General features: G+C 66.8%; 22 protein-coding genes and 1 tRNA gene. 14 read left to right on the top strand and 9 right to left on the bottom strand.

What is annotated here, in order from left to right:
- Positions 1-14: 14 nt before the first annotated feature.
- Entirely contained in the window at positions 15-746 is a 732-nt protein-coding gene (locus IE187_RS16840; protein WP_133190162.1) for a VIT1/CCC1 transporter family protein, read from the bottom strand.
- A gap of 206 nt (positions 747-952) precedes the next feature.
- Here IE187_RS16840 and IE187_RS16835 point away from each other — a divergent pair, with 206 nt between their 5' ends.
- The 3 genes from IE187_RS16835 to IE187_RS16825 all read left to right on the top strand — a co-directional run bounded on the left by IE187_RS16835 (position 953) and on the right by IE187_RS16825 (position 3,608).
- The gene (locus IE187_RS16835; RefSeq protein WP_189677172.1) at positions 953-1,630 is read left to right on the top strand and encodes a response regulator transcription factor; all 678 of its coding nucleotides are present in this window, start codon (positions 953-955) and stop codon (positions 1,628-1,630) included.
- The gene (locus IE187_RS16830; RefSeq protein WP_189677171.1) at positions 1,617-2,978 is read left to right on the top strand and encodes a sensor histidine kinase; all 1,362 of its coding nucleotides are present in this window, start codon (positions 1,617-1,619) and stop codon (positions 2,976-2,978) included. Before IE187_RS16835 ends, IE187_RS16830 begins: the two co-directional genes overlap by 14 nt.
- Before the next feature lie 90 nt (positions 2,979-3,068).
- Complete coding sequence (locus IE187_RS16825; RefSeq protein ID WP_189677170.1) at positions 3,069-3,608, top strand: DUF3833 family protein; 540 nt, start codon at positions 3,069-3,071, stop codon at positions 3,606-3,608.
- Positions 3,609-3,707: 99 nt separating this feature from the next.
- Here IE187_RS16825 and IE187_RS16820 read toward each other — a convergent pair whose 3' ends face one another.
- Positions 3,708-3,962, bottom strand: coding sequence for a hypothetical protein (locus IE187_RS16820; RefSeq protein ID WP_189677169.1), 255 nt, complete (start codon positions 3,960-3,962; stop codon positions 3,708-3,710).
- Positions 3,963-4,136: 174 nt separating this feature from the next.
- On the opposite strand from IE187_RS16820, the gene IE187_RS16815 reads away from it, so the two are divergent.
- The 7 genes from IE187_RS16815 to IE187_RS16785 all read left to right on the top strand — a co-directional run bounded on the left by IE187_RS16815 (position 4,137) and on the right by IE187_RS16785 (position 14,059).
- Positions 4,137-4,841, top strand: a complete 705-nt coding sequence (locus IE187_RS16815; RefSeq protein ID WP_133190172.1) for a response regulator transcription factor — start codon at positions 4,137-4,139, stop codon at positions 4,839-4,841.
- Positions 4,838-6,172 (top strand): ATP-binding protein, encoded by a 1,335-nt coding sequence (locus IE187_RS16810; protein ID WP_189677168.1) that lies wholly within the window; start codon positions 4,838-4,840, stop codon positions 6,170-6,172. The genes IE187_RS16815 and IE187_RS16810 overlap by 4 nt, the downstream gene beginning before the upstream one ends.
- 225 nt (positions 6,173-6,397) lie before the next feature.
- Positions 6,398-7,093 (top strand): carbonic anhydrase, encoded by a 696-nt coding sequence (locus tag IE187_RS16805; RefSeq protein WP_133190174.1) that lies wholly within the window; start codon positions 6,398-6,400, stop codon positions 7,091-7,093.
- Positions 7,094-7,110: 17 nt separating this feature from the next.
- Complete coding sequence (locus tag IE187_RS16800; protein ID WP_165954579.1) at positions 7,111-8,589, top strand: SulP family inorganic anion transporter; 1,479 nt, start codon at positions 7,111-7,113, stop codon at positions 8,587-8,589.
- A 303-nt stretch (positions 8,590-8,892) separates the two neighbouring features.
- Positions 8,893-9,711, top strand: a complete 819-nt coding sequence (locus tag IE187_RS16795; RefSeq protein WP_438810934.1) for a TorF family putative porin — start codon at positions 8,893-8,895, stop codon at positions 9,709-9,711.
- Positions 9,712-9,778: 67 nt separating this feature from the next.
- Positions 9,779-11,374 carry a tetratricopeptide repeat-containing sulfotransferase family protein gene (locus tag IE187_RS16790; protein ID WP_189677167.1) on the top strand — a complete coding sequence of 532 codons (1,596 nt, stop codon included), beginning with the start codon at positions 9,779-9,781 and terminating at the stop codon, positions 11,372-11,374.
- Between the two features lie 102 nt (positions 11,375-11,476).
- A complete protein-coding gene (locus IE187_RS16785) occupies positions 11,477-14,059 on the top strand; it encodes a TonB-dependent receptor (RefSeq protein WP_189677166.1) in 2,583 nt (860 codons plus the stop codon).
- Positions 14,060-14,140: 81 nt separating this feature from the next.
- Here the strand turns inward: IE187_RS16785 and IE187_RS16780 are convergent, their stop codons facing one another.
- Both IE187_RS16780 and asd read right to left on the bottom strand, forming a co-directional pair.
- Positions 14,141-14,788, bottom strand: a complete 648-nt coding sequence (locus IE187_RS16780) for an outer membrane protein (protein ID WP_133190182.1) — start codon at positions 14,786-14,788, stop codon at positions 14,141-14,143.
- Positions 14,789-15,345: 557 nt separating this feature from the next.
- A complete protein-coding gene (gene asd, locus IE187_RS16775) occupies positions 15,346-16,197 on the bottom strand; it encodes an archaetidylserine decarboxylase (RefSeq protein WP_189677165.1) in 852 nt (283 codons plus the stop codon).
- Between the two features lie 122 nt (positions 16,198-16,319).
- Here asd and IE187_RS21825 point away from each other — a divergent pair, with 122 nt between their 5' ends.
- Positions 16,320-16,658, top strand: coding sequence for an HNH endonuclease signature motif containing protein (locus tag IE187_RS21825; protein ID WP_416194508.1), 339 nt, complete (start codon positions 16,320-16,322; stop codon positions 16,656-16,658).
- Positions 16,659-17,029: 371 nt separating this feature from the next.
- On the opposite strand, the gene IE187_RS16770 is transcribed toward IE187_RS21825, so the two are convergent.
- Positions 17,030-17,104 (bottom strand) — tRNA-Val (locus IE187_RS16770).
- An 81-nt stretch (positions 17,105-17,185) separates the two neighbouring features.
- Positions 17,186-17,563, bottom strand: a complete 378-nt coding sequence (gene cpdR, locus IE187_RS16765) for a cell cycle two-component system response regulator CpdR (RefSeq protein ID WP_133190186.1) — start codon at positions 17,561-17,563, stop codon at positions 17,186-17,188.
- Between the two features lie 111 nt (positions 17,564-17,674).
- On the opposite strand from cpdR, the gene IE187_RS16760 reads away from it, so the two are divergent.
- Entirely contained in the window at positions 17,675-18,523 is an 849-nt protein-coding gene (locus tag IE187_RS16760) for an N-formylglutamate amidohydrolase (RefSeq protein ID WP_189677164.1), read from the top strand.
- A 169-nt stretch (positions 18,524-18,692) separates the two neighbouring features.
- Here IE187_RS16760 and IE187_RS16755 read toward each other — a convergent pair whose 3' ends face one another.
- From IE187_RS16755 to IE187_RS16745, 3 genes are read right to left on the bottom strand one after another with little or no spacing between them, the layout of a single operon-like run.
- Entirely contained in the window at positions 18,693-19,268 is a 576-nt protein-coding gene (locus IE187_RS16755; RefSeq protein WP_189677163.1) for a cytochrome b, read from the bottom strand.
- On the bottom strand, positions 19,268-20,038 hold the full coding sequence (locus IE187_RS16750) for a SapC family protein (RefSeq protein ID WP_133190192.1): 771 nt from the start codon (positions 20,036-20,038) through the stop codon (positions 19,268-19,270). The genes IE187_RS16755 and IE187_RS16750 overlap by 1 nt, the downstream gene beginning before the upstream one ends.
- A gap of 59 nt (positions 20,039-20,097) precedes the next feature.
- Positions 20,098-21,555 carry an FAD-binding oxidoreductase gene (locus IE187_RS16745; protein ID WP_438810935.1) on the bottom strand — a complete coding sequence of 486 codons (1,458 nt, stop codon included), beginning with the start codon at positions 21,553-21,555 and terminating at the stop codon, positions 20,098-20,100.
- A gap of 85 nt (positions 21,556-21,640) precedes the next feature.
- Between IE187_RS16745 and IE187_RS16740 the strand changes: the two genes are divergently transcribed.
- Both IE187_RS16740 and IE187_RS16735 read left to right on the top strand, forming a co-directional pair.
- On the top strand, positions 21,641-22,096 hold the full coding sequence (locus IE187_RS16740; RefSeq protein WP_229839459.1) for a hypothetical protein: 456 nt from the start codon (positions 21,641-21,643) through the stop codon (positions 22,094-22,096).
- Positions 22,097-22,195: 99 nt separating this feature from the next.
- Entirely contained in the window at positions 22,196-23,815 is a 1,620-nt protein-coding gene (locus IE187_RS16735; protein ID WP_189677161.1) for a DEAD/DEAH box helicase, read from the top strand.
- Positions 23,816-24,018: the final 203 nt, after the last annotated feature.

Below are 24,018 nucleotides of genomic sequence, written 5' to 3'. Positions count from 1 at the left end.
CGGAGCCTATACGCTCAGCCGACCGTCGTGTGGAACACGTGTCCGACGCCCGCGGTCACCGCCATCGCGATCGATCCCCATACCATCACGCGGACCACGCCGGGCAGGATCGGCGCCCCGCCGGTCCGCGCCCCCGCTGCGCCGAGCACCCCGAGCGTCAACACCGCGACGATCGCGATCGCCCACAGGATCATGCTCGCGGGCACGAGCAACGCGGTCAGCACCGGCGGCAAGCCACCGGCGAGGAAGCATGCGGCCGAGGCGACCGCCGCCTGGAGCGGATTGGCGGTCGAGGTGTCGGTAATACCGAGCTCGTCGCGGGTATGCGCCTCGAGCGCGTCATGCTCGCTCAGCGCCGCGACCACCTCGACCGCGAGCGCCTTGGGCAGGCCGCGCTTCATGTAGATCGCCGCGAGTTCACGCTGTTCGTGCTCGGGATTGGCCTCGAGCTCGAGCCGTTCGCGCTCGATATCGGCCTTTTCCGAATCCGCCTGCGAGCTGACCGAGACATATTCGCCCGCCGCCATCGACATCGCCCCCGCGACGATCCCCGCGACGCCGGTCAGGATGATCTGCGACGTTCCCGCAGCGGCGGCGGCAACGCCGACCATCAGGCTCGACGTCGACAATAGCCCGTCATTGGCGCCGAGCACCGCCGCGCGCAGCCAGCCGATCCGCGTGACGTAATGCGACTCGCCATGCGCCTTATCGGCGCGCTCCTGTGCGGTTGCTTCGAGCAAACTCATCGAACGCCTTTCCAATAGCCGATCCCCGTCCGAATCGCCCGGTCCGGCCGTACCGCGCCGATCACGTACCCGTAAGCCCCTTTGCACGTCGGTACGTTCCACGCTCCGCAGCGCACGCCCCGCCGGCAGCGAGTCCGGCATCACAGCGCGGAGTCTGAACCGCAATTCAGTTGACGCCCGCCACCCCCCGCGCCGAACACGCGTGCGTGACTCGCATCCTTCTCCTCGAAGACGATATCGGCACCGCGACCGAGATAACGCTCGAGCTCGTGGCGAACGGCTATGCGGTGACGCACCGGCTCCTCGTATCCGAAGGGTTGGCTGCAGCGCACGAGGAGGCGATCGACTTGCTGATCGTCGACCGCCAGTTGCCCGATGGCGACGGGCTCGAACTCATCGCCGAGCTCCGCCGGAGCGGTCGCCGGACGCCGGCACTCGTGCTCAGCGCACTCGGCAGCCTCGACGATCGCGTGCGCGGGTTGCGCGCGGGCGGCGACGACTATCTGCCCAAGCCCTTCGCGCTGGTCGAGCTGATCGCCCGCGTCGAGGCGCTGCTGCGCCGCCCCAACGAGACGCGCGATACGCGGCTGATTGCCGGGCCGCTCGATCTCGACTTGCTCGCCGGCGTCGCCACGCGCGCCGGTCGCGCGCTCGAACTGCTCCCGCGCGAATTAAAGCTGCTCGACTATCTGGTGCGGCGCCCGGGTCGGATCGTGACGCGCTCGATGTTGTTGCAGGATGTATGGGGCTACACGTTCGAGCCCAACAGCAACGTGGTCGATGTCCATATCGGCCGGCTGCGGCGCAAAGTCGATGCCGAGGGCGAGCCGCAGCTCATCCGCAACGTTCGCGGACAAGGATATATCTTCGATGTTCCTGGCTGACCCGCGCGTGCGTGCGACGTGGCGCTGGGGCGGTGCGATCGCGGTGTTGCTCATCGTCCAGTCGGTGGTGCTGTCGGGGCTGTTCTGGCTACTTGCCTCGAACAGCCACCGCCATTCGGCCGAGGCCGCGTTCCAGGCCGATTGCCGGACGGTCGGCGCGCTGCACGATCCCGAACGCCATGCCGCCTTGCGCCGGATGATCGCCGAGGACATCCACCGCGATCGCTTCCTCGCTTTGTTCGACGCGGACCGGCGGCTGCTCGACGGCAATGTCGCCGCGATCCCGCCGGGGGTCATCGTCGGTCGCGGCTCGACGATCGCGACGGTGGTGCCGACGCAACTGCCCGGCAAGACCAGCGACGTCGCGCGGCTCGCGCTGTGCGCAATGCCCGATGGTGATCTGCTGCTCACCGGGATCGACCTCGATGAAGCCGAAGAGGCGCTCCGCGTCGTCGAGCGATCGCTGATCATCGGGCTCGCACTCGGGCTGGTGCTCGCAGTCGGCGTCGGATTGATCGCGGGCCGCCGTGCCGCGCGCCAAGTCGACAGCGTGCGGGAATTGACCGAAGCGATCGTCGCAGGCGATCTCGACGTGCGGCTTGCGGTCGGCGCACGGCCCGACAGTTTCGAGCTGCTGTGCGCGCACATCAACACGATGCTCGACCGATTGCAGGTGCTCGTCTCCGATGTGCGCGTCATCGGCGACGACATCGCGCACCAGCTTCGCACGCCGCTCACGCGACTGCGCGCGCGGATCGAGCGCGGCTTGCGCGAGGCGGGCGATCGCCCCGCGTTCGAGCAAGTGGCCGAGGCCGCGCTCGCCGAGATCGACACGCTGCTCGGCATCGTCGCGGCACTGCTGCGCGTCCGCGAGCTCGAGAACACTGCACGTCGCAGCCGCTTCGCGACGATCGACCTCGCGCACCTCGTCGGCGACGCGTGCGAACTTCACACGCCGACCGCCGAGGATCGCGGTATCACGCTCGAGTGCGCGATCGAGCCCGCGCGCGCAGTCGAGGGCGATGCGAGCTTGCTGATCGAAGCGGTGTCCAATCTGATCGACAATGCGATGAAGTTCGGCCCTGCCGGCGGCACCGTCCGCGTCACGCTCCGCCGCGAGGGCGAGGCCGCGGTGATCACCGTCGCCGATGACGGCGCGGGCGTCGCGCCGGCCGAGCGCGCGCTCGTCACGCAGCGTTTCTATCGCGGGCGGCATGAGTGCGAGGGGGCTGGACTCGGCCTCAGCCTCGTCAAGGCGATCGTCGATTTGCACGGCTTCACGCTGCAATTCGCCGACCAGGGGAGCGCGGTGTCGCTCGTTTGCCGCCCAACCGCGCGACTGAACTAGAATTTAGAGAGCCAATGCGCGTTTCGTCCGTTGTCGCGGGCGTAGCGCCGTGGACGCCTTGTCCTGCGCCGCGTTGAAAGGGCGACACGCATGACCACTTTCGATCGAGCCCGGCGGCATGGCATCGCACCGCTCGGTGCGCTGATCGCCGGCCTCGCTCTCGGCGGCTGCGTGTCGACGACGCATGTCGCAAGCGCACCGGCGCCGCGCTTCGATGCGGTGGCGTTCTTTGCGGGGCGCAGCGAAGGCAAGGGCGTGCTCAAGATCGCGCTGCACCTGCCTGCCACCACGCTGGTCGAGGGCAATGGCCGCGTCACCGACGATGGCAGTATCGTGCTCGATCAGACGGTTCGGCGGCAAGGCAAGCCCGCGACGCAGCGCCAATGGGTGCTGCATCCGGTCGGCACCGAACGCTATACGGGGACGCTCAGCGACGCGGTCGGCCCGGTCGACGGGCGTGTCGACGGCTCTGTGCTGCACTTGCGCTTCGCGATGAAAGGCGGGTTGCAGGCGGAGCAGTTTCTCGCGCTTCAACCGGGCGGGACGGTCGCGCAAAACGTGATGATCGTCCGCAAGATGGGCGTGGCCGTAGCGCGCCTCGACGAAACGATCACGCGGCTCGGGCGCTGAACGCGCCCGAGCGGTTTGCATCCTCTGCCAGTGGCACTCGTCTGCGCGAGGCCTTGGTGGCTTGCATGACCGGCCCTCCTGGCGGCGGGCCCGGTCGCATCAATTGGCCGCGGCGAGCACGGTCTTGGCGGCCGGTGCCGCCTTGGTGGCAGCAACCGCGCTGCGATCGTCGCAACGGACAAGCGCGGGCGACTGGACGGTCTTGCCGGCCGGGGTATGCACGTGATGGACGGTGCAACCCTGCTTGAGCGCGTCGCTGACTTGCTGCGGGCTGTGCGCCAGGCGATTGGCGAGCGCGGGCGTTGCAATGAGAGCGGGGGCGATGAGCGCGGCGGCGAGAATGGTGCGGAACATGGGAGATCTCCTCGAAGGGACACTGACACCCAGATACGCGCGCAACCTTGCTCGCGCCGTTCGCCGCGATGACAAAGTGTTTCTGGCACAATCGGCTGCCACGCCGGATTTGACCCCCCTCCAGCCCTCGCCTACCTCACTGCAGCAATGTCTGTAACCGACCCCACCCCGCTCATGCCGACCATCGTCCTGGTCGAGGACGACCCGCATCTGCGCATGCTGACGACGCGCGCGCTGCAGGAAAACGGCTACACCGTCCGCCCCGCCTCGACCGCGCCCGAAATGTGGCTGGCGATCGACCAGGGGCCGGTCGATCTGGTGCTGCTCGACATCATGCTGCCGGGGACGAGCGGGATCGATCTGTGCCGCGCGATCCGCCAGAAGAGCGACGTGCCGATCATCTTCGTCTCGGCCAAGGGATCGGAGACCGACCGCGTCATCGGGCTCGAGCTCGGCGCCGACGATTACATCGCCAAGCCGTTCGGCACGCGCGAATTGCTCGCGCGCGTCCGCGCGGTGCTCCGCCGCGGTGGTGTCGAGCGACAAGCGACGCCGCGCGACAATGGGATGCTGAGGTTCGACGGCTGGTCGGTTAATCTGCCACGTCGCGAGCTGCTGTCGCCGACGGGTGCGCTGGTCGATCTGACCGGCGCCGAGTTCGACCTGCTCGTCACGCTGTGCGACCATAGCGGCCGCGTGATCGCGCGCGAGCGGCTGATCGAGCTCTCGCGCACCCGGCTCGGCGACAGTTCGGATCGCAGCATCGACGTGCTCGTCAGCCGCTTGCGGCGCAAGCTGTCGAGCACCGGGGTCGATGCGCCGATCGCGACGGTGCGTGGCATCGGTTATATGTTCAGCGCCCCCGTGACGCGCGATTGAGCGCGGCGCTGCGCCGGCACCTCCACACACCGGCCGGCCTGATCGGCCAGATCTTCGCGATCCTCCTGCTCGCGATGATCCTCGAATTCGGCGTGTCGACGGTGCTCTACGAACGCGCGAGCCAATTCTCGGTGCGCGACGACGAGGCGCGGCGGCTTGCCGAGCATCTCGTCATCGCGCGCAAATTGCTCGACGAGCAGGTACCCGCCGCACGCCCGCTGCTGGCGCGCGAGCTGACCACCAGCCGCTACGAAATCGAGTGGGCGCCAGCGCTCGCCCCGCCACCGCCGCTCGCGCCGTCGCTCGACCGGATGTACCGCCAGGTGATCGGCTGGGAGCCCGATCTCGCGCATGCCGATCTGCGGCTCAACCTCGCCTCGCCCGGGCGCAATGCGGTGACCGCGGGCGGCGTGACGCTCGCCGACCGCAGCTGGATGCGCTTCCACACGCGCCAGCCGATCCACCAGGCCAATCTCTCAAGCGAACGCATCATCCTCGCGATGATCCCGGCGGGCGCCTTGCTGCTGATGGGCGGTCTGTTCATCCGCCGCACACTGCTCCCCTTGCGCCGTCTTGCGCTCGCCGCCGACGCGGTCGGCAGCGGGAGCGACCGCGACGAAGCGGTGCCCGAGGCCGGCCCGAGCGAAGTGCGCCGCGTGATCGGCGCGTTCAACCGGATGCACGCGCGAATCTATCAGCTGATCGCCGACCGGACACAGGCGCTTGCCGCGGTCGGGCACGATCTGCGCACCCCGCTCGCGCGGCTGCGGATGCGCGCCGATGCGATCTCGGACGAGGCGTTGCGCGATGCGGTCGAGGCCGATGTGCTCGAAATGGACGCGATGGTCGCCTCGCTGCTCGCCTATCTCGGTGGCGAGGGCGAGAGCGAGCCGCGCGTCGCGATCGACCTCGCGGTGCTGTGCGAAACGGTGTGCGACGACGTCAGCGATCGCGGGCGCGAGGCGGTGTACACCGGCCCCGACCATCTCGAACTGTCGGTGCGCCCCGTCACACTCAAGCGCGCGATCGTCAACCTCGTCGAGAATGCGCTGCATTACGGCGAGCGCGTCTTCCTGACGCTGCTGCGCGACGGAGACCGCGTGGTGATTCGGATCGAGGATGACGGACCCGGCATTCCGGCGGCATCGCTGGCGCGCGTGCTCGAGCCCTTCGTGCGGCTCGACACGGCGCGCGCGCGCGACACGATCGGGCTCGGGCTCGGCCTGTCGATCGTGGCGCGCGTGGTGGCGGAGCATGAGGGGACGCTGAGCCTGTCGAACCGGCCCGAGGGCGGGTTGCGCGCGGAGATCGCGCTGCCGGCGGTTTCTTAGACCCAACCGTCACCCCGGCCTTGTGCCGGGGCCCACCGTGCCGCGCACCTTGCGGCTGACAGCGCGCGTGTCCCGGTGGCCCCCGGCACAAGGCCGGGGTGACGGAGAATGGGTCGCCTGCGCCAGAGCAATCATTCGTAACGGACCCGCCGCGTCGCAGCAAAACACGCCGGCTAAATGCTTTCCTGACCCCGTTCCCCCACGGGCACCTCAAGGAGCAGAGTCATGAACGACCTCATCGGACGCGTCCTCAGTTTCGAGAAAGCCGTCTTTCCCGACCAGAGCGCTCTTTATGCAAAGCTCGCGCAGCACGGCCAGAGCCCCAAGGCCCTGATGATCTCGTGCGCCGACTCGCGCGTCGTCCCCGAACATATCATGCAGGCCGAGCCGGGCGATCTGTTCGTCTGCCGCAACGCCGGCAACATCGTCCCGCCGTCGTCGTCGCAAATGGGCGGCGTGTCGTCGACCGTCGAATATGCGGTGTCGGCGCTCGGCGTGCGCGACATCATCATTTGCGGCCATTCGGACTGCGGCGCGATGAAGGCGCTGATGAACCCCGAGATGCTGAACGGCATGCCCAATGTCGCCGCCTGGCTGCGCCACAGCCACGCCGCCGAATGCGTCGTGCGCCAGGGCTATCCCGAGCTGACCAACGAGGAAGGCGTCCGCGCCGCAGCGCTCGAGAACGTCGTCGTCCAGCTCCAGCATCTGCGCACGCATCCCTCGGTCGCCGCGGGTATCGCGCGCGGCGAGATTTCGCTGCACGGCTGGTTCTTCGACATCGGCGCCGGCGCGATGTACGCGCTCGACGGCGCAACGGGTCGCTTCGCGCAGATCCAGGCGGATGAGCCGCTTCCGGTCGCCCACGCCGCGCAGCGCCACCGCGCTTCGGACGTCGAGTATCTGGAAGCCGCAGAGTGAGACTCCCGTCGCTGAGCATGATGGGGCGCGATTTCACCGCCTCGATCGTCGTGTTCCTGGTCGCGATGCCCTTGTGTATGGGCATCGCGATCGCGTCGGGCGTGCCGCCTGAAAAGGGCCTGATCACCGGCATCATCGGTGGTCTCGTCGTCGGCATGTTCGCGGGTTCGCCACTCCAGGTCAGCGGCCCCGCCGCCGGCCTCGCGGTGATCGTGTTCGAACTTGTCCGCGATCAGGGCCTGTCCGCCCTCGGACCGATCCTCATTCTTGCCGGCGCGATCCAGGTCGTGGCCGGCATCTTCCGTCTCGGCGGCTGGTTCCGCGCGATCTCACCCGCGGTGGTGCATGGCATGCTCGCGGGCATCGGTGTGCTGATCGTGGTCGGTCAGTTCCACGTGATGTTCGATGAGAAGCCGCTCCCGAGTGGCCTCAAGAACCTCGCGGCGGTCCCCGGCCGCCTGTTCGGCCTGTCGAGCGATATCGGCACGACCGAAGTCGCGATCGCGCTCGCGATCTTCACCTTGCTCGTGATGCTCGGCTGGGAGAAGTTCCGGCCAAAGGCGCTGCGGCTCGTGCCGGGCGCGTTGCTCGGCGTCGTCGCGGCAACGCTCGTCGCTTGGCTCTCGGGTATCGATGTCGCGCGCGTCGCGGTGCCGCAGAACATCGCCGGCGCGATCAGCCTGCCCGGCGCCGACTTCCTCACGCGTTTCCTTGACCCCGCGGTGATCGGCGCGGCGCTTGCCATCGCCTTCATCGCGAGTGCCGAGACGCTGCTTTCGGCAGCAGCGGTCGACCGCATGCATGACGGCGTGCGCACCGACTATAACAAGGAACTGCGCGCGCAGGGCATCGGTAACCTCCTGTGCGGTTTCGCCGGGTCGCTGCCGATGACGGGCGTGATCGTGCGCAGCTCGGCCAACGTCCAGGCGGGCGCGACGTCGCGGCTGTCGACGATCCTCCACGGTGCGTGGATCCTTGGCTTCGTCGCGCTGCTGCCGTGGCTGCTGCGCGAGATTCCGATGGCGGCGCTCGGTGCGGTGCTCGTGCTGACCGGCTGGCGGCTGGTCAATTTCAGCCATGCCAAGCATCTGTTCAAGGATCACGGGCTGCTGCCGGTGGTGATCTGGGCAGTGACGCTGCTGCTGGTCGTGACGCAGGATCTGCTGACCGGCGTGCTCGTCGGGATCGGGCTGTCGTTGCTCGAACTGATCCCGGTGCTGCGCAACCTCCGCCTCAAGGTGGTGCGTGTCGAGAATGACGGACACGAGACCGTCCATCTCGCGGGTGCCGCGACCTTCCTGACGCTGCCCAAGCTGTCGGGTGCGCTCGATGCCGTGCCCGAGGGTGCCCCGATGCGGCTCGACATGAGCCAGCTTTCGTCGGCGGACCACACGACGGCAGAGTTGCTCAAGGAATGGCTCGCACGCCGCCGTGCGGCGGGTGGCCAGGTCGAAGTCTATGGCGCTTCCGAACGGCTGACCAAACAGACAGCGTAACGCCAGCGGATCCTCCCTTCGGGGAGGGACATAGGGGTGGGGCATCTCTCCCCCGAGACCGACCCCCCAGGTACGCCTCACCCCGACCCCTCCCCTCACCGGGAGGGGTTTTTTGTGCGCTGCCGCATCGAGCAACAGTTCGTTACGATCGAGCAAGGAAGCAGCAGCACAGCGCGCATAAAAAAATGAGGTCCCGGCCGATCGCCGCCCCATCGCTTCCCGTTTGGAGAAGCGCTAGCGGTGAGATGCGGCGGCGGTCGGGGCAGCAGGCGGGACCCGATCGACCGTTTTCAGGGGGTTCCAGTGAAGATCTATTCCACCATCGCGGCAGCAGCGCTGACCGCTATCGCCACGCCAGCGTTCGCCGACGAAACCGATCCGCCACCGCCGATCGTGCTGTCGGGCTCGGTCGCGATCGTGTCGGACTATCGTTTCCGCGGCGTCTCGCAGAGCGACAAGGAAGCCGCGATCCAGGGCGGCATTTCCGCCACGCACAAGAGCGGCCTGTATGTCGGCACCTGGGCGTCCAACCTGGCCGGTTGGGGCACCTTTGGCGGCGCCAATATGGAGCTCGATTTGTACGGCGGCTACAAGCGTAGCCTTGGCGGCGGTACCGCGGTCGATGTCGGGCTGACGTGGTATATGTATCCGGGCGGCGCCGATCTCACCGACTTCGGCGAAGGCTATGCCAAGCTGTCGACGACGCTCGGGCCGGTCAGCGCGCTCGCTGGCGTCGCTTATGCGCCCAAGCAGCGCGCGCTCGGCAACTTCTCGAACACGCCGCAGAGCCGCGGGCAGAGCCAGGACAATACCTATCTGTGGGGCGATGTCAGCGCCGGGATCCCGACCACGCCGGTCACCGCCAAGGCGCATCTCGGCTATTCCTGGGGCAATCCGGGGCTGGGGCCGAACGGCACCAGCGTCACGCCGACGGGCAAGTATCTCGACTATCTCGTCGGGCTCGACGTGACCTTCAAGCCCGTCACGCTGGGGCTCGCTTATGTCGGCACCGACATTTCGCGCCGCCGCGCCGCCTATCTGCTGCCCAATTTCTCCTCGACCAAGAACGGGTCGTCGATCTCGTCGGGCAAGCTCGTCGTCTCGCTGTCCGCCGCCTTCTGATCGCGGCTGGATGAAATGCGTCCCCCGCTAGCCGGGGGGCGCATCGCGGCGCTACACAGGGGATCGCATGGCATCCCCTCCCCTCCCGCAATCGCGTTACGCGCCCGCCTTGGTCGAGGCCGCACTGGCGCTCCACGACAATCGGCTGTCCGATGCCGAACCTTTGCTCAAGCAGCAGCTCAAACACGATCCGTTCGACGTCGCCGCGATGCGGATGCTCGCCGAGCTCGCCGGGCGGATCGGGCGGTATCGCGATGCCGAGGTGTTGCTGCGCCGCGCGATCGAGCTGTCGCCCGCCTTCACCGCGGCGCGCGCCAATCTCGCGCTGGTGCTCTACCGGCTCAACCGCCCGTCCGAGGCGATCGCCGAGCTCGCCACCGTGGTGGTCGAGGATCCCGACAATCCCGGCCACGCCAACCTCCAGGCGGCCGCGTTCGGCCGGATCGGCGATTTCGACGCGGCGATCGCGCTGTACGAGCGCGTGCTTGCCGATGCCCCGGCACAGCCGCGCGTGTGGATGAGCTTTGGCCATATGCTCAAGACCGTCGGGCGCCAGGCCGACGGGATCGCCGCGTACCGCCGCGCGATCGATCTGTTGCCGAGTCTTGGCGAAGCGTGGTGGAGCCTCGCCAATCTCAAGACGGTCCGCTTCGACGAGGCCGACATCGCGCGGATGGAGACGGCGCTCGCTGCGACGGCGATCTCGGACGAAGACCGCTTCCACCTCGATTTCGCGCTCGGCAAGGCGTTCGAGGATCGCCGCCAGGCCGAGGCGGCGTTCGCGCATTACGCCGCTGGCAATGCGCGGCGGCGCGCGCAGCTGGCGTATGACGCCGAGGAGACGACGCGCTTCGTCGATCGCAGCATCGCGACCTTCGATGCCGCCTTCTTCGCCGAGCGCGCCGATTCCGGCTGCCCCGCCCCCGACCCGATCTTCATCCTCGGCATGCCGCGCGCCGGATCGACGCTGATCGAACAGATCCTGTCGAGCCACAGCCAGGTCGAAGGAACGAGCGAACTCCCCGACATCCCCGCGCTCGCCCGCGGCGAACCCGCATATCCCGAGGGCCTCGCCGACTGGTCGCCCGAGCGGCTGCGCGAGGCGGGCGAAGCGTATCTTGCACGCACCCGCATCCAGCGCCGCACCGACCGCCCGTTCTTCATCGACAAACTCCCCAACAATTGGGCACACGTTGCCTTCATCCAGGCGATCCTGCCCAACGCGCGGATCATCGACGCGCGGCGGCATCCGCTCGGCTGCTGCTTTTCCAACTTCAAACAGCATTTCGCGCGCGGTCAGGGCTTCAGCTACGGGCTCGAGGATATGGGGCGTTACTATCGCGATTACGTACGGCTGATGGCGCATGTCGATGCCGTGCTCCCCGGTCGCGTCCACCGCGTGCTGTACGAAGACATGGTGGACGATACCGAGTCCACGGTGCGCGCGCTGCTGACCGCATGCGGACTCGCGTTCGAGCCGGCCTGCCTCGCCTTCCATGAAACCGAGCGCGCGGTACGGACGGCGAGTTCGGAGCAAGTGCGCCGCCCGATCTTCCGCGAGGGCACCGACGCGTGGAAGCCGTTCGAGCCGTGGCTCGGCCCCCTCACGGCGGCGCTCGGCGAGACGCTCGACGCCTATCCGGCAGCACCGAACGCGTTGTAATTCCGCCACGCTTGCGCAGCATTGTTGCTGTCGTGTTGCTGCACGCTTGACGAATACCGCAGTCGCGAACAGCTTCTCCGCAACATCGTAAGGGGGAATTTGATGTCGCTGTTTGGGCACCGCGCCGTCGTCGCTGCATTGCTGTCATCGGTCGCCTGCGTCAGCCCAGCGCTGGCGCAGACCGCACCAGCCGAGCGGACGCCGCCCTCCGAGCCTGTCGTCGATGGCGGCGACATCGTCGTCACCGCGACCAAGCGCTCGGAAACGCTGCAGAGCGTGCCGATCGCGGTCCAGGCACTGCCGACCAAGGCGCTCGATCAGCTCAACATCACCAACTTCGCGCAATACGCCAAGCAACTGCCCTCGGTCTCGTTCCAGCCCGCCGCCAATGCCGGCGGCAATCCCGGCCAGATCGTAATCTACCAGCGCGGCATCGCGGCGGGCGGCGAAGGCAACCATTCGGGCTCGCTCCCCGCGGTCGGCGTCTATCTCGACGAGCAGCCGGTCACGACGGTCGGCGGCAATCTCGACGTCCATATCTATGACGTCGCGCGGATCGAGAGCCTGTCGGGGCCGCAGGGCACGCTGTTCGGCGCGTCGTCGGAGGCGGGCACGGTCCGCATCATCACCAACAAGCCCGATCTCTCGCATTTCTACGGCCGTGCCGATGTCGAGGGTAATCACGTCAGCAAGGGCGGCTTCGGCGGCAAGGCCGAGGGGATGCTCAACATCCCGCTTGCGGACAATATCGCGCTCCGCGTCGTCGGCTTCTACCAGCGCGACGCCGGCTATATCGACAATGTCGCGGGGACACGCCGCTTCTGCGGCGGCACCAACTTCGACGCCGCGGGCAATTGCGTGAAGGACGGCATCACCGTCAACAATGCCAGCTTCGTCAAGAAGGACTATAACGACACCGAGATCGCCGGCGGCCGCGCCGCGCTGAAGATCGATCTCGACAGCAATTGGACCGTGACGCCGACCGTCATGTACCAGGATACCCGCAGCCACGGCGCCTATGGCTATGATCCCAAGGTCGGCGACCTCAAGCTCCAGCATTTCCTCCCCGAGTATCGCCGCGACCGCTACGTCCAGGCGGCGCTGACGATCGAGGGCAAGGTCGGCAATTGGGACCTGACCTATGCCGGCGCGTATCTCGACCGCAAGGCGGCGCAGTCGAGCGACTATACCGATTACGCCGAGGCCTACGACAATCTCTATTCGTCGGTCGGCGGCCTCGCCGGCTATTTCTATTACAAGGACAATGCCGGCCGGCAGATCGCCCCGCTGCAGAACGTGGTGGCGACCGACCATTTCAAGAAACTGAGCCAGGAGCTGCGCGTCGCAAGCCCCGCGGGCGACCGCTTCCGGATCGTTGCTGGCGCGTTCTACCAACGCCAGAGCAACGACATCAACCAGGACTACCGCGTCGCCGGGCTCGCCACCGCGCTGTCGGTCAACGGGTCGCCGGGCACCTTGTGGCTGACGCAGCAGCACCGCGTCGACAAGGATTATGCGATGTTCGGCGAGGCGAGCTTCGACATCACCCCGACGCTCACCGCGACAGCGGGCGCGCGCGCCTTCATCTACGACAATTCGCTCATCGGGTTCTTCGGCTTCGGTCGTAACCCCTCGGGCAATTATTCGGATACGCCGTATAACGGCGCGGGCAGCTCGCGCACAGGCGTCGCAGGGTGCTTCACCACCAACGGCACGCGGTTGCGCGAAGCCGTCGCCGCGGGCGCATCGACCACGCTCGCCCCCGCCGCAGTCGCCGGGAGCCCGTGTACCAATCTCGGCAATTTTGTCGGAGGGCTTGGGGTCCAACCGGTCAAGGCCTCGGGCCAGGGCGTCACCTATCGCGCCAATCTCAGCTGGAAGCCGGTGCGCGGCGTGCTGCTCTACGGGACCGTCTCGCGCGGCTTCCGGCCAGGTGGGATCAACCGGCGCGCCGACGTCGCGCCGTATGCCGCCGATTATCTGACCAATTACGAATTCGGCGCGAAGACCACGCTGCTCGGCGGAAGAGCGCATATCAACGGCGCAATCTATCAGGAGGATTGGGCCAAGTTCCAATTCTCCTATCTCGGCGCAAACAGCTTCACCGAGATCCACAACGGCCCCAATGCGCGCGTCCGCGGGATCGAGCTCAACGGCAATCTCAATCTGGGGGGCCTGACGCTCAGCGCGTCGGGAGCGTATAACGACGCCAAGACGCGGCAGAATCTGTGCCTGATCGACGATCCGACGTATCGCTGCACCGACACCGGCAATGGCAACATCGTCTCGGCGCCGGCAGGCACGCGGCTGCCGATCACGCCGCGCTTCAAGGGGAGCGCGTCGGCGCGCTATTCGGTGCCGGTCGGCAGCTTCAAGGTATACGGCCAGGGCGTCGTCTCGCACCAAAGCTCGGCCGCGTCGGACATCCGCACCGCGACGAAATACCCGACCGGGAACGTCTACAATCCCGCCGCAGTGCTTGGCCGGCTCGCCGCCTTTACCAGCGCCGATTTTGCGCTCGGCGCGGAGTTCAACCGTTTCAGCATCGAGCTGTTCCTCCAAAACGCGTTCGACACGCGCGGGCAGATCGCGCGCTTCCAGGAATGCGGCAGCTGCGGTCAGCGGCCCTACATCATCCCGATCGTCCCGCAGACGGTCGGCGTGCGGCTCCACAGCGAGTTCTAGGCCTAGGTCTGCGCCGGACACGAAAAGGGCGGGGAGTGTCGCCACTCCCCGCCCCCTCGCGCTGTCCGAAAAAAGTTTGGCTTAGAAGTGCGTGATCACGCCCAGCATCGGCCGCAGGCTCTTGAAGTTGCTGTAGGTGTTGACCTCGGCACGGATGCGGAAGCCCGCATTGCCCGTGATGCCCTTGAGACCGATGTCCTTGGGACCGAACTCGGTGCCGATGCCGTAGGTGATCGAGTCATACTTCTTGTCGTTGCGGTTGCCCGTCGTATAGGCGGGGAACTTGTCGAACTCGACCCACTGGTAGCCGACCTTGCCGTAGAACATGCCGCTGTCGCCAGCGCGGACGCCGAAGCGGCCTGCTGCGCCATATTCCCAGTTGATGTTGCCCGACACGCCCTTGATGACGTTGCCTTCAACACCGACGAACACCGGACCGAGCGGAACGTTGACGCCGACGACGCCCTGCACCAGCGCACCGGCGAGGCGATAGTTGTTGCGCAGCGAGCCATTGGCGTTGAGCGCGCGCGGGATGCCGTGGTTGGGCTGGTTGTCGAACTGTTCCCAGCCGCCCATCACGCCGACATAGGGCTCGATGCCGAATGCACGGCTGCCGTCGGGTGCGGTCGGAGCGGTTTCGACTGGCGCAGCGGCGGGCGCGTCCTGGGCGAAAGCGGGCGCAGCGACGACCACGGCCAACGCGGCAGCGGCGATTTTAAGAGTACGCATGTGGAATGACCTTAATTTACGGACGTTTTTAGGGGGTGTGCCGGGTATGTGTCCGGAAGCCCGGTGCGCCCTTAACAAGCTTTTGCAGCCGATGTTGCACCGCAGCGTAATAATCTTGCCAGCGCAAGATTTTGTCACATTTCTGCAACGGTTTCTTTCCGCAGGATGAACGAAACCCGGAAAATGCCTCCACTGGCGTAGTTCGCGCTCCGGGTCGGGGACGTCGTGCCATCCACCAGGTCGAGACTCAGGTAACTCGAGCAACGCCATTCCGACACATCGCACGGCCGAGTCGGCACCGAGGTCGGGAACGGTAGAAAGTCGTGCAGACGACACCCAAGGCAATGCGATCGCATCGCAAAAATGCGCTGGGCGGACGATATCAGCGCGCCGACAAAAATGTCGCGGCGGGGCTAGGATCAAAGTCGCAACCCGCGCGACGGCGGCGCGCGCCCCGATTGCGAACGTCCAGGGCCGGGTGAGCCCCAAGCCATTCCATGTGGGCATCTGGGGTGTAGCGGATTTACAGGACAAATCTGCTTGTTCAGCCTCTGGTGTCACATCGGGCGATCGCCCATGCGCTCACCAAGCCGCACCGGCCGCGCCGGTATCCAGCTTTGATCAAACGCAATCGTACCCTGCCGAAATAGCATCACGATCGTCGAGCCAAGCAGGAAGCGCCCCATTTCCTCGCCCTGCTCGAGCGCAATCGCTTGATCGGCATAGCGCCATTCCGTCGGCTTGCCAGTCCGCTTCGCATTGACGGTGCCGTGCCATGCGGTCGCGATGCTCCCGACGATCGTGGCTCCGACGAGCACCATCACGAACGTGCCGTGCTCCGGACTCTCGAACACGCACACGAGACGTTCATTTCGCGCAAACAGATTGGGCACGCCGCGTACCGTGACGGGGTTCACGGAAAACAGCGTGCCCGGAATGTGGCGCATCAGGATCAAACTGCCGGCACACGGCATATGCAGCCGGTGATAGTCGCGTGGCGACAGATACAGATTCGCAAAACTGCCATGACGGAACTCGGCAGCCAGTGTGCCGTCGCCGCCGACCAGTTCGGTCGTGGTGAACCGGTGTCCCTTGGCTTGCACGATGTGATGGTCGTCGATCGCCCCGACTTGGCTGATCGCGCCATCGACTGGGCAGATGAAATCAGCCTGCGCCAAAGGGCGAATGCCCGCCCGCAAGGGCCGCGAGAAAAAGTCGTTGAAGCTGGCATAGCTGGCGACGTCCGAATTTTGGGCTTCGCTCATGTCGACCCCGTATCGGGCGACGAACCATCGGATCAGTCGTGTGGTCATCGCACCACCTCGCGCGCTGGCGATACGACCCGCCAGAAGGGTCAGGCGCTGTTTCGGCAGAGCGTATTGAAGCAGGACAGCAAATCGATCGGACATCTTAGACCCTCGCGCATCGGCCCGCGACTATAACGATCGATTGAGCGGCTATGCGAGCGTCTCATCAAACAGATCTCTGGACGCACCCTCGAAAGTGCGCGCCGAACCACCATATGCCGGGCATGGGCGGTCGGTTGAAACGGATAGCTGGGCTCGCGGAGGCTGCCGCAAGAACGGCCACACAGCCCGAAGATGCGTGCTGCGCGTTATGCGGCCGGCCTCTCGGACACCAGGTGGAGCGACATCACGGTGTTCCCAAGAGCGAGGGGGGCACGACGACCGTGCCAGTGCATCCGATCTGCCACCGTACCATCCATGCCTTCGTGACGAACCGTGAACTGGCTTCGGCCTATGGTTCGATGGAGCTGTTGCGCGAACGTGATGATATACGGCACTATCTTCGCTGGATCGCTGGAAAACCCGCCGATTTCCGCGCCCCTACACGGCGACGCAGCGCATAACGACGACTACAGACATCGGCCGAGCCTGCCGTTTGCCTCCAGCGCGCGCGCCAAGGCGCCGAGCGCCGGAAGCGTCGTGGCGTCGATGTCGCCCTCATGCGGTGCCCGCCACAGCGCATCTGGAACGAACGATGCATCGTCGGACAGCCGCCTGTCTGCGCGGCTCGATCCCGGTCCGCGACCCAGGCACCGCTGAGCGACCGCCGGAGCCGGCAACGTCGCAACCGACGCGCCGTGCTGCTCCGCTAAGGCTCGGTTGGGGCGACGACGTTTGCAGTCGAGATGCCTTTGCTGCACCGCAAGCGGCCCCGCTTCTCAAGCGACCAGCAACAAAAAAGCCCGCCAACTCATTGAGTCTGGCGGGCTTTTAATGGTGGGCGTGGCAAGGATTGAACTTGCGACCCCTGCGATGTCAACACAGTGCTCTACCACTGAGCTACACGCCCACTTCGCTGCGGCAGTGCCTAGCGAGGGGCGGGCTATAGCGAAGCCTTTGCCCGGGCGCAAGCACTTGCAGTGCGGAAAAATCAGATATTGTCGCTCATTCGTTCGAGCTCGAACATCCGGTCGACCTCGAGCACCAGATCGCGCAGGTGGAACGGCTTCGACAGCACGCGCGCTTGCGGCATCGTCTTGCCGGCCTTGAGCGTCACCGCGGCGAATCCGGTGATGAACATCACGCGCAAGTCGGGCGCTAGATCGGCGGCCTTCTGCGCGAGTTCGATGCCGTCCATCTCGGGCATCACGATGTCGGTGAGCAACAGGTCGAAATGCTGGCTTTCGAGCAGCGGGATCGCTGCGGTCCCGCGGTCGACCGCGGCGACGGCATAGCCCGAGCGTTCGAGCGCACGCGTCAGATATTCGCGCATCACGCGATCATCCTCGGCGAGCAAAATGCGTATCATGTCCAAAATCCCGCTTCGCGGCCGCGCCGCTTCCGTACCGCGCGATCCTATGCGCACAGGCCTTAACATTTTCCAGCCGGATCGGCGCGGGCTTATGGTAGGTATTGTCCCATGGCTTCCCTCCCGCCCTCGTTCGAGCGCTATGGCGACGATCCGCCCGCCAGCCCGGTCGTGCTGTCGGTGCCGCATGCCGGCCGCGACTATCCGGTGGCGCTGCAGGCCGCGCTGCGCGTGCCGTTAAATGCGGTGACGGTGCTCGAGGACCGCTACATCGATGCCGTCGCGCTCGCCGCGCATGCGCGCGAGACGATGTTCATCCAGCGCCGCGCACGCGCCTGGATCGACCTCAACCGCTCGGAGCAGGAACGCGATCCGATGATCGACGAGGGCGCGACCTGGACGTCGCAGCCGCTCGCCACCGCCAAGCTGCGCGGCGGGCTCGGGCTGATCCCGCGGAGGGTCGCGGGGGCGGGCGAACTGTGGCGGCGGCGGCTCGATGGCTATGACGTGGCGGCGCGGATCCGCGACGATCATCGCCCGTATCACGCAGCACTCGCAACGGCACTGGCGGCGGCACGCGCCCGCTTCGGGGTGGCCATTCTGCTCGACGTCCATTCGATGCCGACGCTGGGCGCTGGTGCGCCGCGAATCGTGCTGGGCGACCGCTTCGGGCGCAGTGCAGCATCCCGCTTCGTCGCGGTGGCAGAGGAGACGGCGAAAGCGTCGGGCCATGCCGTCGCGCGCAATGCGCCGTATGCCGGCGGGCATATCCTCGACACGCAGGCCCGCCCCGGTGCGGGGGTCCATGCTTTGCAGATCGAATTCGACCGGACGCTGTATCTCGATGCGGCAGGAGATCAGCCCGGCGACGGCATGCCCGCGATCGCACGGCTGCTCCGCGCGATCATCGACGCGCTCGCGGACGAAGCGACCGCCGGGCTGGCGCTCGCTGCGGAATAAAAAAACCACCGCGTGCAATGCAGCACGCGGTGGCCAAGGTTCAGGGAGGAGGCGCCCTGAAAGGGCGCCGCGCGGTCCCGCGAAAGGGGGGAAAACGGGTCCGCGTACGAGGGATATAGGTTGACGCTTTTCGGCCTTCAAGGGCAAAAGTTTCGCCGGCAACAGTTCGTCAGAATTCGGCGCGATCGCGCTTTCGCACGCCCGGCAGCATCCGCGCGAGCACGCCGTTACGCAGCAGGAAATGATGCCGCAGCGCGGCAGCGACATGCACGATAACGAGCGCGGCCATCGCATATCCAAGGATCGAATGCGCCGCGTCGCCGACCGCAGCGGTCTGCGCCGAGACGGGCAGACGGGGTACGTCGAACAGCGCGAACCAGCGCAGCGGATAGCGCGCTTCGCGCCCCGCCGAGCCCATCGCCCAGCCCGACAGCGGGAGCGCGAGGAGCAGCGCGTAGAAGGCGACGTGGCTTGCCCGCGCCGCCGCGCGCTCCCATGTCGACAAGGTCGCAGGCAGCCGCGGCGGGCGATGCGTCAGCCGCCAGGAGATCCGTGCCAGCGTCAGCGCCAGCACGGTGAGCCCGATCGACTTGTGCAGCGGGATCGCGCCCGCGACTCCGTCGAGCAGCGATTCGTGCAGCAGCCCGATCGCCAGATTGACCCCGATCAGCGCGGCGATGATCCAATGAAACCAGATCGCGCCGCGCGAATAGCGATCGATCCGAACGATCGCGCTGCGCGCCATCAGTTGACGAGCTGCGGCACCGGTGCCTTGCCGAGCTTGACCTGCCGATCGAAGATCTGCGGCAGCGTCGAGAGCGAGAAGAGGTGAGCGTAGATCAGCGGGAGCAGGCCCGACTTCTGGATCTTGCGCAGCTGGTCGCCGCGCAGCTCGTTGAGCTTCTCTTCATTGACCATCTGGAAGCCGCGGTAGATGAACGGCTGCTCGTTGCCCTCGACCTGCAGCGTGACTTCGCCTTCCATCAGCAAGCCCATCTCGCGCAGTTCGGACATGAAGTTGGCGGTGCGTGCGCCGGCCTGCTCGAACTGCTCGTTGAAGCCCAGGATGTTCTGGACGACTTCGGTCGGCTTGCCGTCGGCGAACAGCGCCTCGCCATCGTCGAACGCGCCGATCGCCTCGCCGGTCGGATCGAAGCAGAGCGACAGTTCCTCGGCGTCGGGACGCAGCCGCGCGAGCATGAAGGGATAGCGGCGGACATAGGCCGGGACATAGACCGTATCTTCGGTCAGCTTGCCGTCGTCGCCGATGAAGACGTTGACGCCTTCGTTGAGGCCCATCAGCGCGATCGGGATCGCATCGTCGCCGCTGGTGAAGACGATTGGCAACGTGCGCTGCGCCATCACGAATTCGTCGACGGTGATCGGAATGGCGTGCTGGCCGACGAGGAAGGTCGCGCGGTCGAGCATGCGCATCTTGAAGGCGGCATGCGTCTCGCTCGAAAGCGGCTCGAGCGCGTTGTAGAAGAGCGGAAGCGATTGCGGCGCGCTGGCCATCGGGATTCTCCATCGAACGTCAAAGCGCTGCGGTTTGCTACGCCGGATGGCCGCTGGCTCTATGGTGCAGGAGGGCTTTCCGCAAGGCCGAGCAGTTTATCGGGGTTCATCAACCCATAAGGATCGAGTCCCGCCTTGATCGCACGAAGCGCGGCCATGCGCGCGGGCGAGGACAGGCGCGCGAGTTCGGCGCGCTTCATCTGGCCGATGCCGTGCTCGGCCGAGATCGATCCGCCCGCCGCGACGACAAGATCGTGGACGAAGCGCGTGACCCCCGGCGCATCCTCGGCATACCAGCGCGCGGGGTCGACCCCGGCGGGCGCGCGGACGTGGAAATGGACGTTGCCATCGCCGAGATGGCCAAAGGCGGTGGCGTGGCTCCCGGGAAAGCGCGCCTCGGCGGCGGCGGCGGCCTCGACCATGAAGCGCGGCATGCTTGCGACGGGGACCGAGATATCGTGCTGCATCGCAGGGCCACTGGCGCGTTCGGCCTCGGACAGCGAATCGCGAATCCGCCAGAACGCCTCGGCCTGCGCCTCCGATGCGGCGATCGTCGCATCGGCGGCTTGCCCATCGGCGAGCGCCGGGGCGAGCAGGCGCTCGAGCAGCGCCGCGGGCGACTCGGCGGCAGGATCGGTCGCGACCGATTCGATCAACACGTGCCAGCGATGCGTGGTCGCGAGTGGTGCGCGCGTACCCGGGATATGCGCGAGCACTTGCGCGAGCGAATCGCCCGAGACGATCTCGAAGCTCTCGATCGTATCGGTCTGCCGTTCGAGCCGGCGCAGCAAGGCGAGCGCGGTTTCGGGGTCGGCGAGCCCGACCCAGGCGACGGCGCGCTGCGCGATCGCCGGATACAGGCGGAGCGTGACCGCGGTGAGGATGCCGAGCGTTCCCTCGGCGCCGATCAGCAGATGATCGAGATCATAGCCGCGATTGTCCTTTTTCAGCGCGGCAAGACCGTCATGGATTTCGCCGTTCGGCAACACCGCCTCGACGCCTGCGACGAGCCCACGCATCGTCCCGAAGCGTAGCACTTGCGTGCCGCCAGCATTGGTCGAGGCGAGCCCGCCGATCGTCGCGCTCCCGCGTGCGCCGAGCGTCAGCGGGAAGCGCATCCCCTCCGCCTCGGCCGCGGCATGGAGATTGGCGAGGATCACGCCCGCCTCGGCGACCGCGAGCCCGGCGGCAGGGTCGATCGAGCGAATCCGGTTCATCCGCCGCAGCGAGACGATCAGCGCCGAACCGTCGGCGGGCGGCGTCGCGCCGCCGACCATCGAGGTATTGCCCCCTTGCGGGACGAGCGGGACGCCGTGTTCGGCGGCGAGCCGCATGACCGTCGCGACCGCCGCGGTGCTATCGGGCGAAAGGATCGCCGGGCTGCGGCCGTGATAGCGTCCGCGCCAGTCGTCGAGCCACGGCGCGATGTCGCCCGGATCGGTCGTCACCGCAGCGTCGCCAAGCGCGGCACGCACGGCGTCGATGAGGCTGGTCTGGCGCGGACTGGGCTGTATCATGGTCATATCGCTGCCTCTATCACCGCCCTTCGCACGCCGCCAATTCATCCGCTGTTCAAGCCTATAGGGTAACCCCGCGTCCCCAATGCCGAACCTGGTCCTTCCCCTCACCGTGTTGCTTGCGCTCGCCCCGGCTGCTTCGGCCGAGATGGGGCCGTTCGACCGTGTCGAACTGGCGCAATTGTCGATCCACCAGCGCATCGTGATCCGCATCCCGCGCGTCTTCGGGCGGCGCGCCGAGGAGCGTTCGGAGTTTGCCGAGCAGCGCTGGGTCACTAAAAAAGGCCCGAAATGCGTGCCGATGGGAGCGATTGAAGGCGCGGTCATCACTGGCAGCGACAGTGTCGATCTGCTCGTCGCCGATGGTACGCGGTTGCGCGCGGAGTTCGACGACGATTGCCCGGCGCTCGATTTCTATTCGGGATTGTACGTCAAGGGCACGTCGGATGGGATGGTCTGCGCCGACCGCGACTCGATTCGCTCGCGCTCGGGCAGCGCGTGCAAAATCGAGCGTTTCCGGCGGCTCGTCGCCAAGCGATGAGGCTGGCGATGCCCTTTTTCTTGACATTCGCGGCTTAATCCGCAAGCGCTTTGCCCTGTTCGTGGGCGCTTTCGCCCCGGCGCTTTTTCCGGACACCGCATGACTTTTGCCGATCTCGGCCTTTCCGACGAACTCCAGCGCGCCGTCAACGAGTCGGGCTATACCGAGCCGACTCCGATCCAGGCCAGCGCGATCCCCTCGATCCTGATGGGCAAGGACCTCGTTGCCGTCGCGCAGACGGGCACCGGCAAGACCGCCGCCTTCGTCCTGCCGATGATCGACATTCTCGGCGAGGGCCGCAGCCGCGCCCGGATGCCGCGCACGCTGATCCTCGAGCCGACGCGCGAACTCGCCGCGCAAGTCGCCGAGAATTTCGAGAAATACGGCAAGTATCACAAGCTCTCGATGGCGCTGCTGATCGGCGGCGTGTCGATGGGCGACCAGACCGCCGCGCTCGAAAAGGGCGTCGACGTCCTGATCGCGACGCCGGGCCGGCTGATGGATCTGTTCGGGCGCGGCAAGATTCTGCTGACCGGCTGTTCGATGCTGGTGATCGACGAGGCCGACCGGATGCTCGACATGGGGTTCATCCCCGACATCGAGGAAATCTGCACCAAGCTGCCAAAGACGCGGCAGACCTTGCTCTTCTCGGCGACGATGCCGCCGCCGATCAAGAAGCTCGCCGACAAGTTTCTCGAGAATCCCAAGACGATCGAAGTCGCGCGCCCCGCGACCGCCAACGTCAACATCAAGCAGTGGCTGGTGCACGTCACCGCCGCCAAGAAGCGCGACAAATTGATCGAGCTGCTGCGCCAGGAAGACGTCAAGACCGGCATCATCTTCTCGAACCGCAAGACGACGGTGCGCGAGCTCAACAAGGCGCTCCAGCGCGCCGGCTTCGCGTCGAGCGAGATCCATGGCGACATGGAGCAATCGCAGCGCATCGCCGAGCTCGACCGCTTCAAGAAGGGCGAGGTCAGCATCCTCGTCGCGTCCGACGTGGCGGCACGCGGGATCGACGTGAAGGGCGTGAGCCACGTCTTCAACTTCGATGCGCCATGGCATCCCGACGACTATGTCCACCGCATCGGCCGCACCGGCCGCGCCGGTGCGACGGGGATCGCGTTTACCTTCGCGACGCCCGATGACGTCGAGAACATCCAGAATATCGAGAAGCTGACCGGCTTGAAGATCGAGCGCTATGAAGCGGGCGAAGCACCGGTCGTCGCGTCCGACGACGCCGAAGCGCCGCGCGCGGCGACCAAGGCGCGGCGTCGCCCCAAGGCGGCTGCGAGGCCCGAGGCCGCACCCGCCGAGGTCGAGACGGCGGTCGGGTCCGAGCGCCCTGCCCGCGCTCCGCGCGAAGAGCGCGCACCGCGGGCGGAACGTCCTGCGCGGGAGGAGCGGCCTGCTCGCGAGGAACGGCCCGCACGCGAGGAGCGTCCGGCTCGTGAAGAACGACCTGCTCGCGCGGAACGCCCGGCTCGTGACGAGCGTCCGGCTCGTGACGAACGCCCTGCGCGTGAGGAGCGCGCCCCGCGCGACGACCGTTCGGCCCGCGACACGCGACAGCAGCGCGATACGCGCCCGACCCGCGAGAGCGACGCGCCGCGCGCCGAGGTTCCCAACCAGATCGCGCCGATCGATGCCGTCGACGACGGCGGTTGGAACGGCCCGATGCCGGCATTCCTGCTCGCCAAGCTGACACTGACCGAGTGAGCCTGCGGATCGCTGGGTACGCGGCGGCAGTCGTCGCTCCTGGCGGGCTATATAAGGCTGCTCCACGCGACGGCGTGGAAATCAGTCTACACTGCCGCCAGGTTCCTCCCCCGCGAACCGGCGGGGGGAGCACTCGGCGAAAGGCGGAGCTCTCCGCGAGCGTGTCGCTTGTGGCTACGCCGCGTCCACCACCAACCTGAAGG

The organism is Sphingomonas glacialis (assembly GCF_014653575.1).
Lineage (GTDB): Bacteria > Pseudomonadota > Alphaproteobacteria > Sphingomonadales > Sphingomonadaceae > Sphingomonas > Sphingomonas glacialis.
Note: the sequence above shows the minus strand (reverse complement) of the source record. Positions and strands in the feature narration are given on the sequence as shown.

Excerpts from the sequence above, each read along its gene's own strand:
- IE187_RS16735 (WP_189677161.1), top strand. The coding sequence starts at position 22,196 with ATGACTTTTGCCGATCTCGGCCTTTCCGACGAACTCCAGCGCGCCGTC.
- IE187_RS16740 (WP_229839459.1), top strand. The coding sequence starts at position 21,641 with ATGCCGAACCTGGTCCTTCCCCTCACCGTGTTGCTTGCGCTCGCCCCG.
- IE187_RS16755 (WP_189677163.1), bottom strand. The coding sequence starts at position 19,268 with ATGGCGCGCAGCGCGATCGTTCGGATCGATCGCTATTCGCGCGGCGCG.
- IE187_RS16790 (WP_189677167.1), top strand. The coding sequence starts at position 9,779 with ATGGCATCCCCTCCCCTCCCGCAATCGCGTTACGCGCCCGCCTTGGTC.
- IE187_RS16785 (WP_189677166.1), top strand. The coding sequence starts at position 11,477 with ATGTCGCTGTTTGGGCACCGCGCCGTCGTCGCTGCATTGCTGTCATCG.
- asd (WP_189677165.1), bottom strand. The coding sequence starts at position 16,197 with ATGTCCGATCGATTTGCTGTCCTGCTTCAATACGCTCTGCCGAAACAG.
- IE187_RS21825 (WP_416194508.1), top strand. The coding sequence starts at position 16,320 with ATGGGCGGTCGGTTGAAACGGATAGCTGGGCTCGCGGAGGCTGCCGCA.
- IE187_RS16760 (WP_189677164.1), top strand. The coding sequence starts at position 17,675 with ATGGCTTCCCTCCCGCCCTCGTTCGAGCGCTATGGCGACGATCCGCCC.
- IE187_RS16805 (WP_133190174.1), top strand. The coding sequence starts at position 6,398 with ATGAACGACCTCATCGGACGCGTCCTCAGTTTCGAGAAAGCCGTCTTT.
- IE187_RS16745 (WP_438810935.1), bottom strand. The coding sequence starts at position 21,555 with ATGATACAGCCCAGTCCGCGCCAGACCAGCCTCATCGACGCCGTGCGT.
- IE187_RS16780 (WP_133190182.1), bottom strand. The coding sequence starts at position 14,788 with ATGCGTACTCTTAAAATCGCCGCTGCCGCGTTGGCCGTGGTCGTCGCT.
- IE187_RS16750 (WP_133190192.1), bottom strand. The coding sequence starts at position 20,038 with ATGGCCAGCGCGCCGCAATCGCTTCCGCTCTTCTACAACGCGCTCGAG.
- IE187_RS16815 (WP_133190172.1), top strand. The coding sequence starts at position 4,137 with ATGCCGACCATCGTCCTGGTCGAGGACGACCCGCATCTGCGCATGCTG.
- IE187_RS16820 (WP_189677169.1), bottom strand. The coding sequence starts at position 3,962 with ATGTTCCGCACCATTCTCGCCGCCGCGCTCATCGCCCCCGCTCTCATT.
- IE187_RS16830 (WP_189677171.1), top strand. The coding sequence starts at position 1,617 with ATGTTCCTGGCTGACCCGCGCGTGCGTGCGACGTGGCGCTGGGGCGGT.
- cpdR (WP_133190186.1), bottom strand. The coding sequence starts at position 17,563 with ATGATACGCATTTTGCTCGCCGAGGATGATCGCGTGATGCGCGAATAT.
- IE187_RS16800 (WP_165954579.1), top strand. The coding sequence starts at position 7,111 with ATGATGGGGCGCGATTTCACCGCCTCGATCGTCGTGTTCCTGGTCGCG.
- IE187_RS16825 (WP_189677170.1), top strand. The coding sequence starts at position 3,069 with ATGACCACTTTCGATCGAGCCCGGCGGCATGGCATCGCACCGCTCGGT.
- IE187_RS16840 (WP_133190162.1), bottom strand. The coding sequence starts at position 746 with ATGAGTTTGCTCGAAGCAACCGCACAGGAGCGCGCCGATAAGGCGCAT.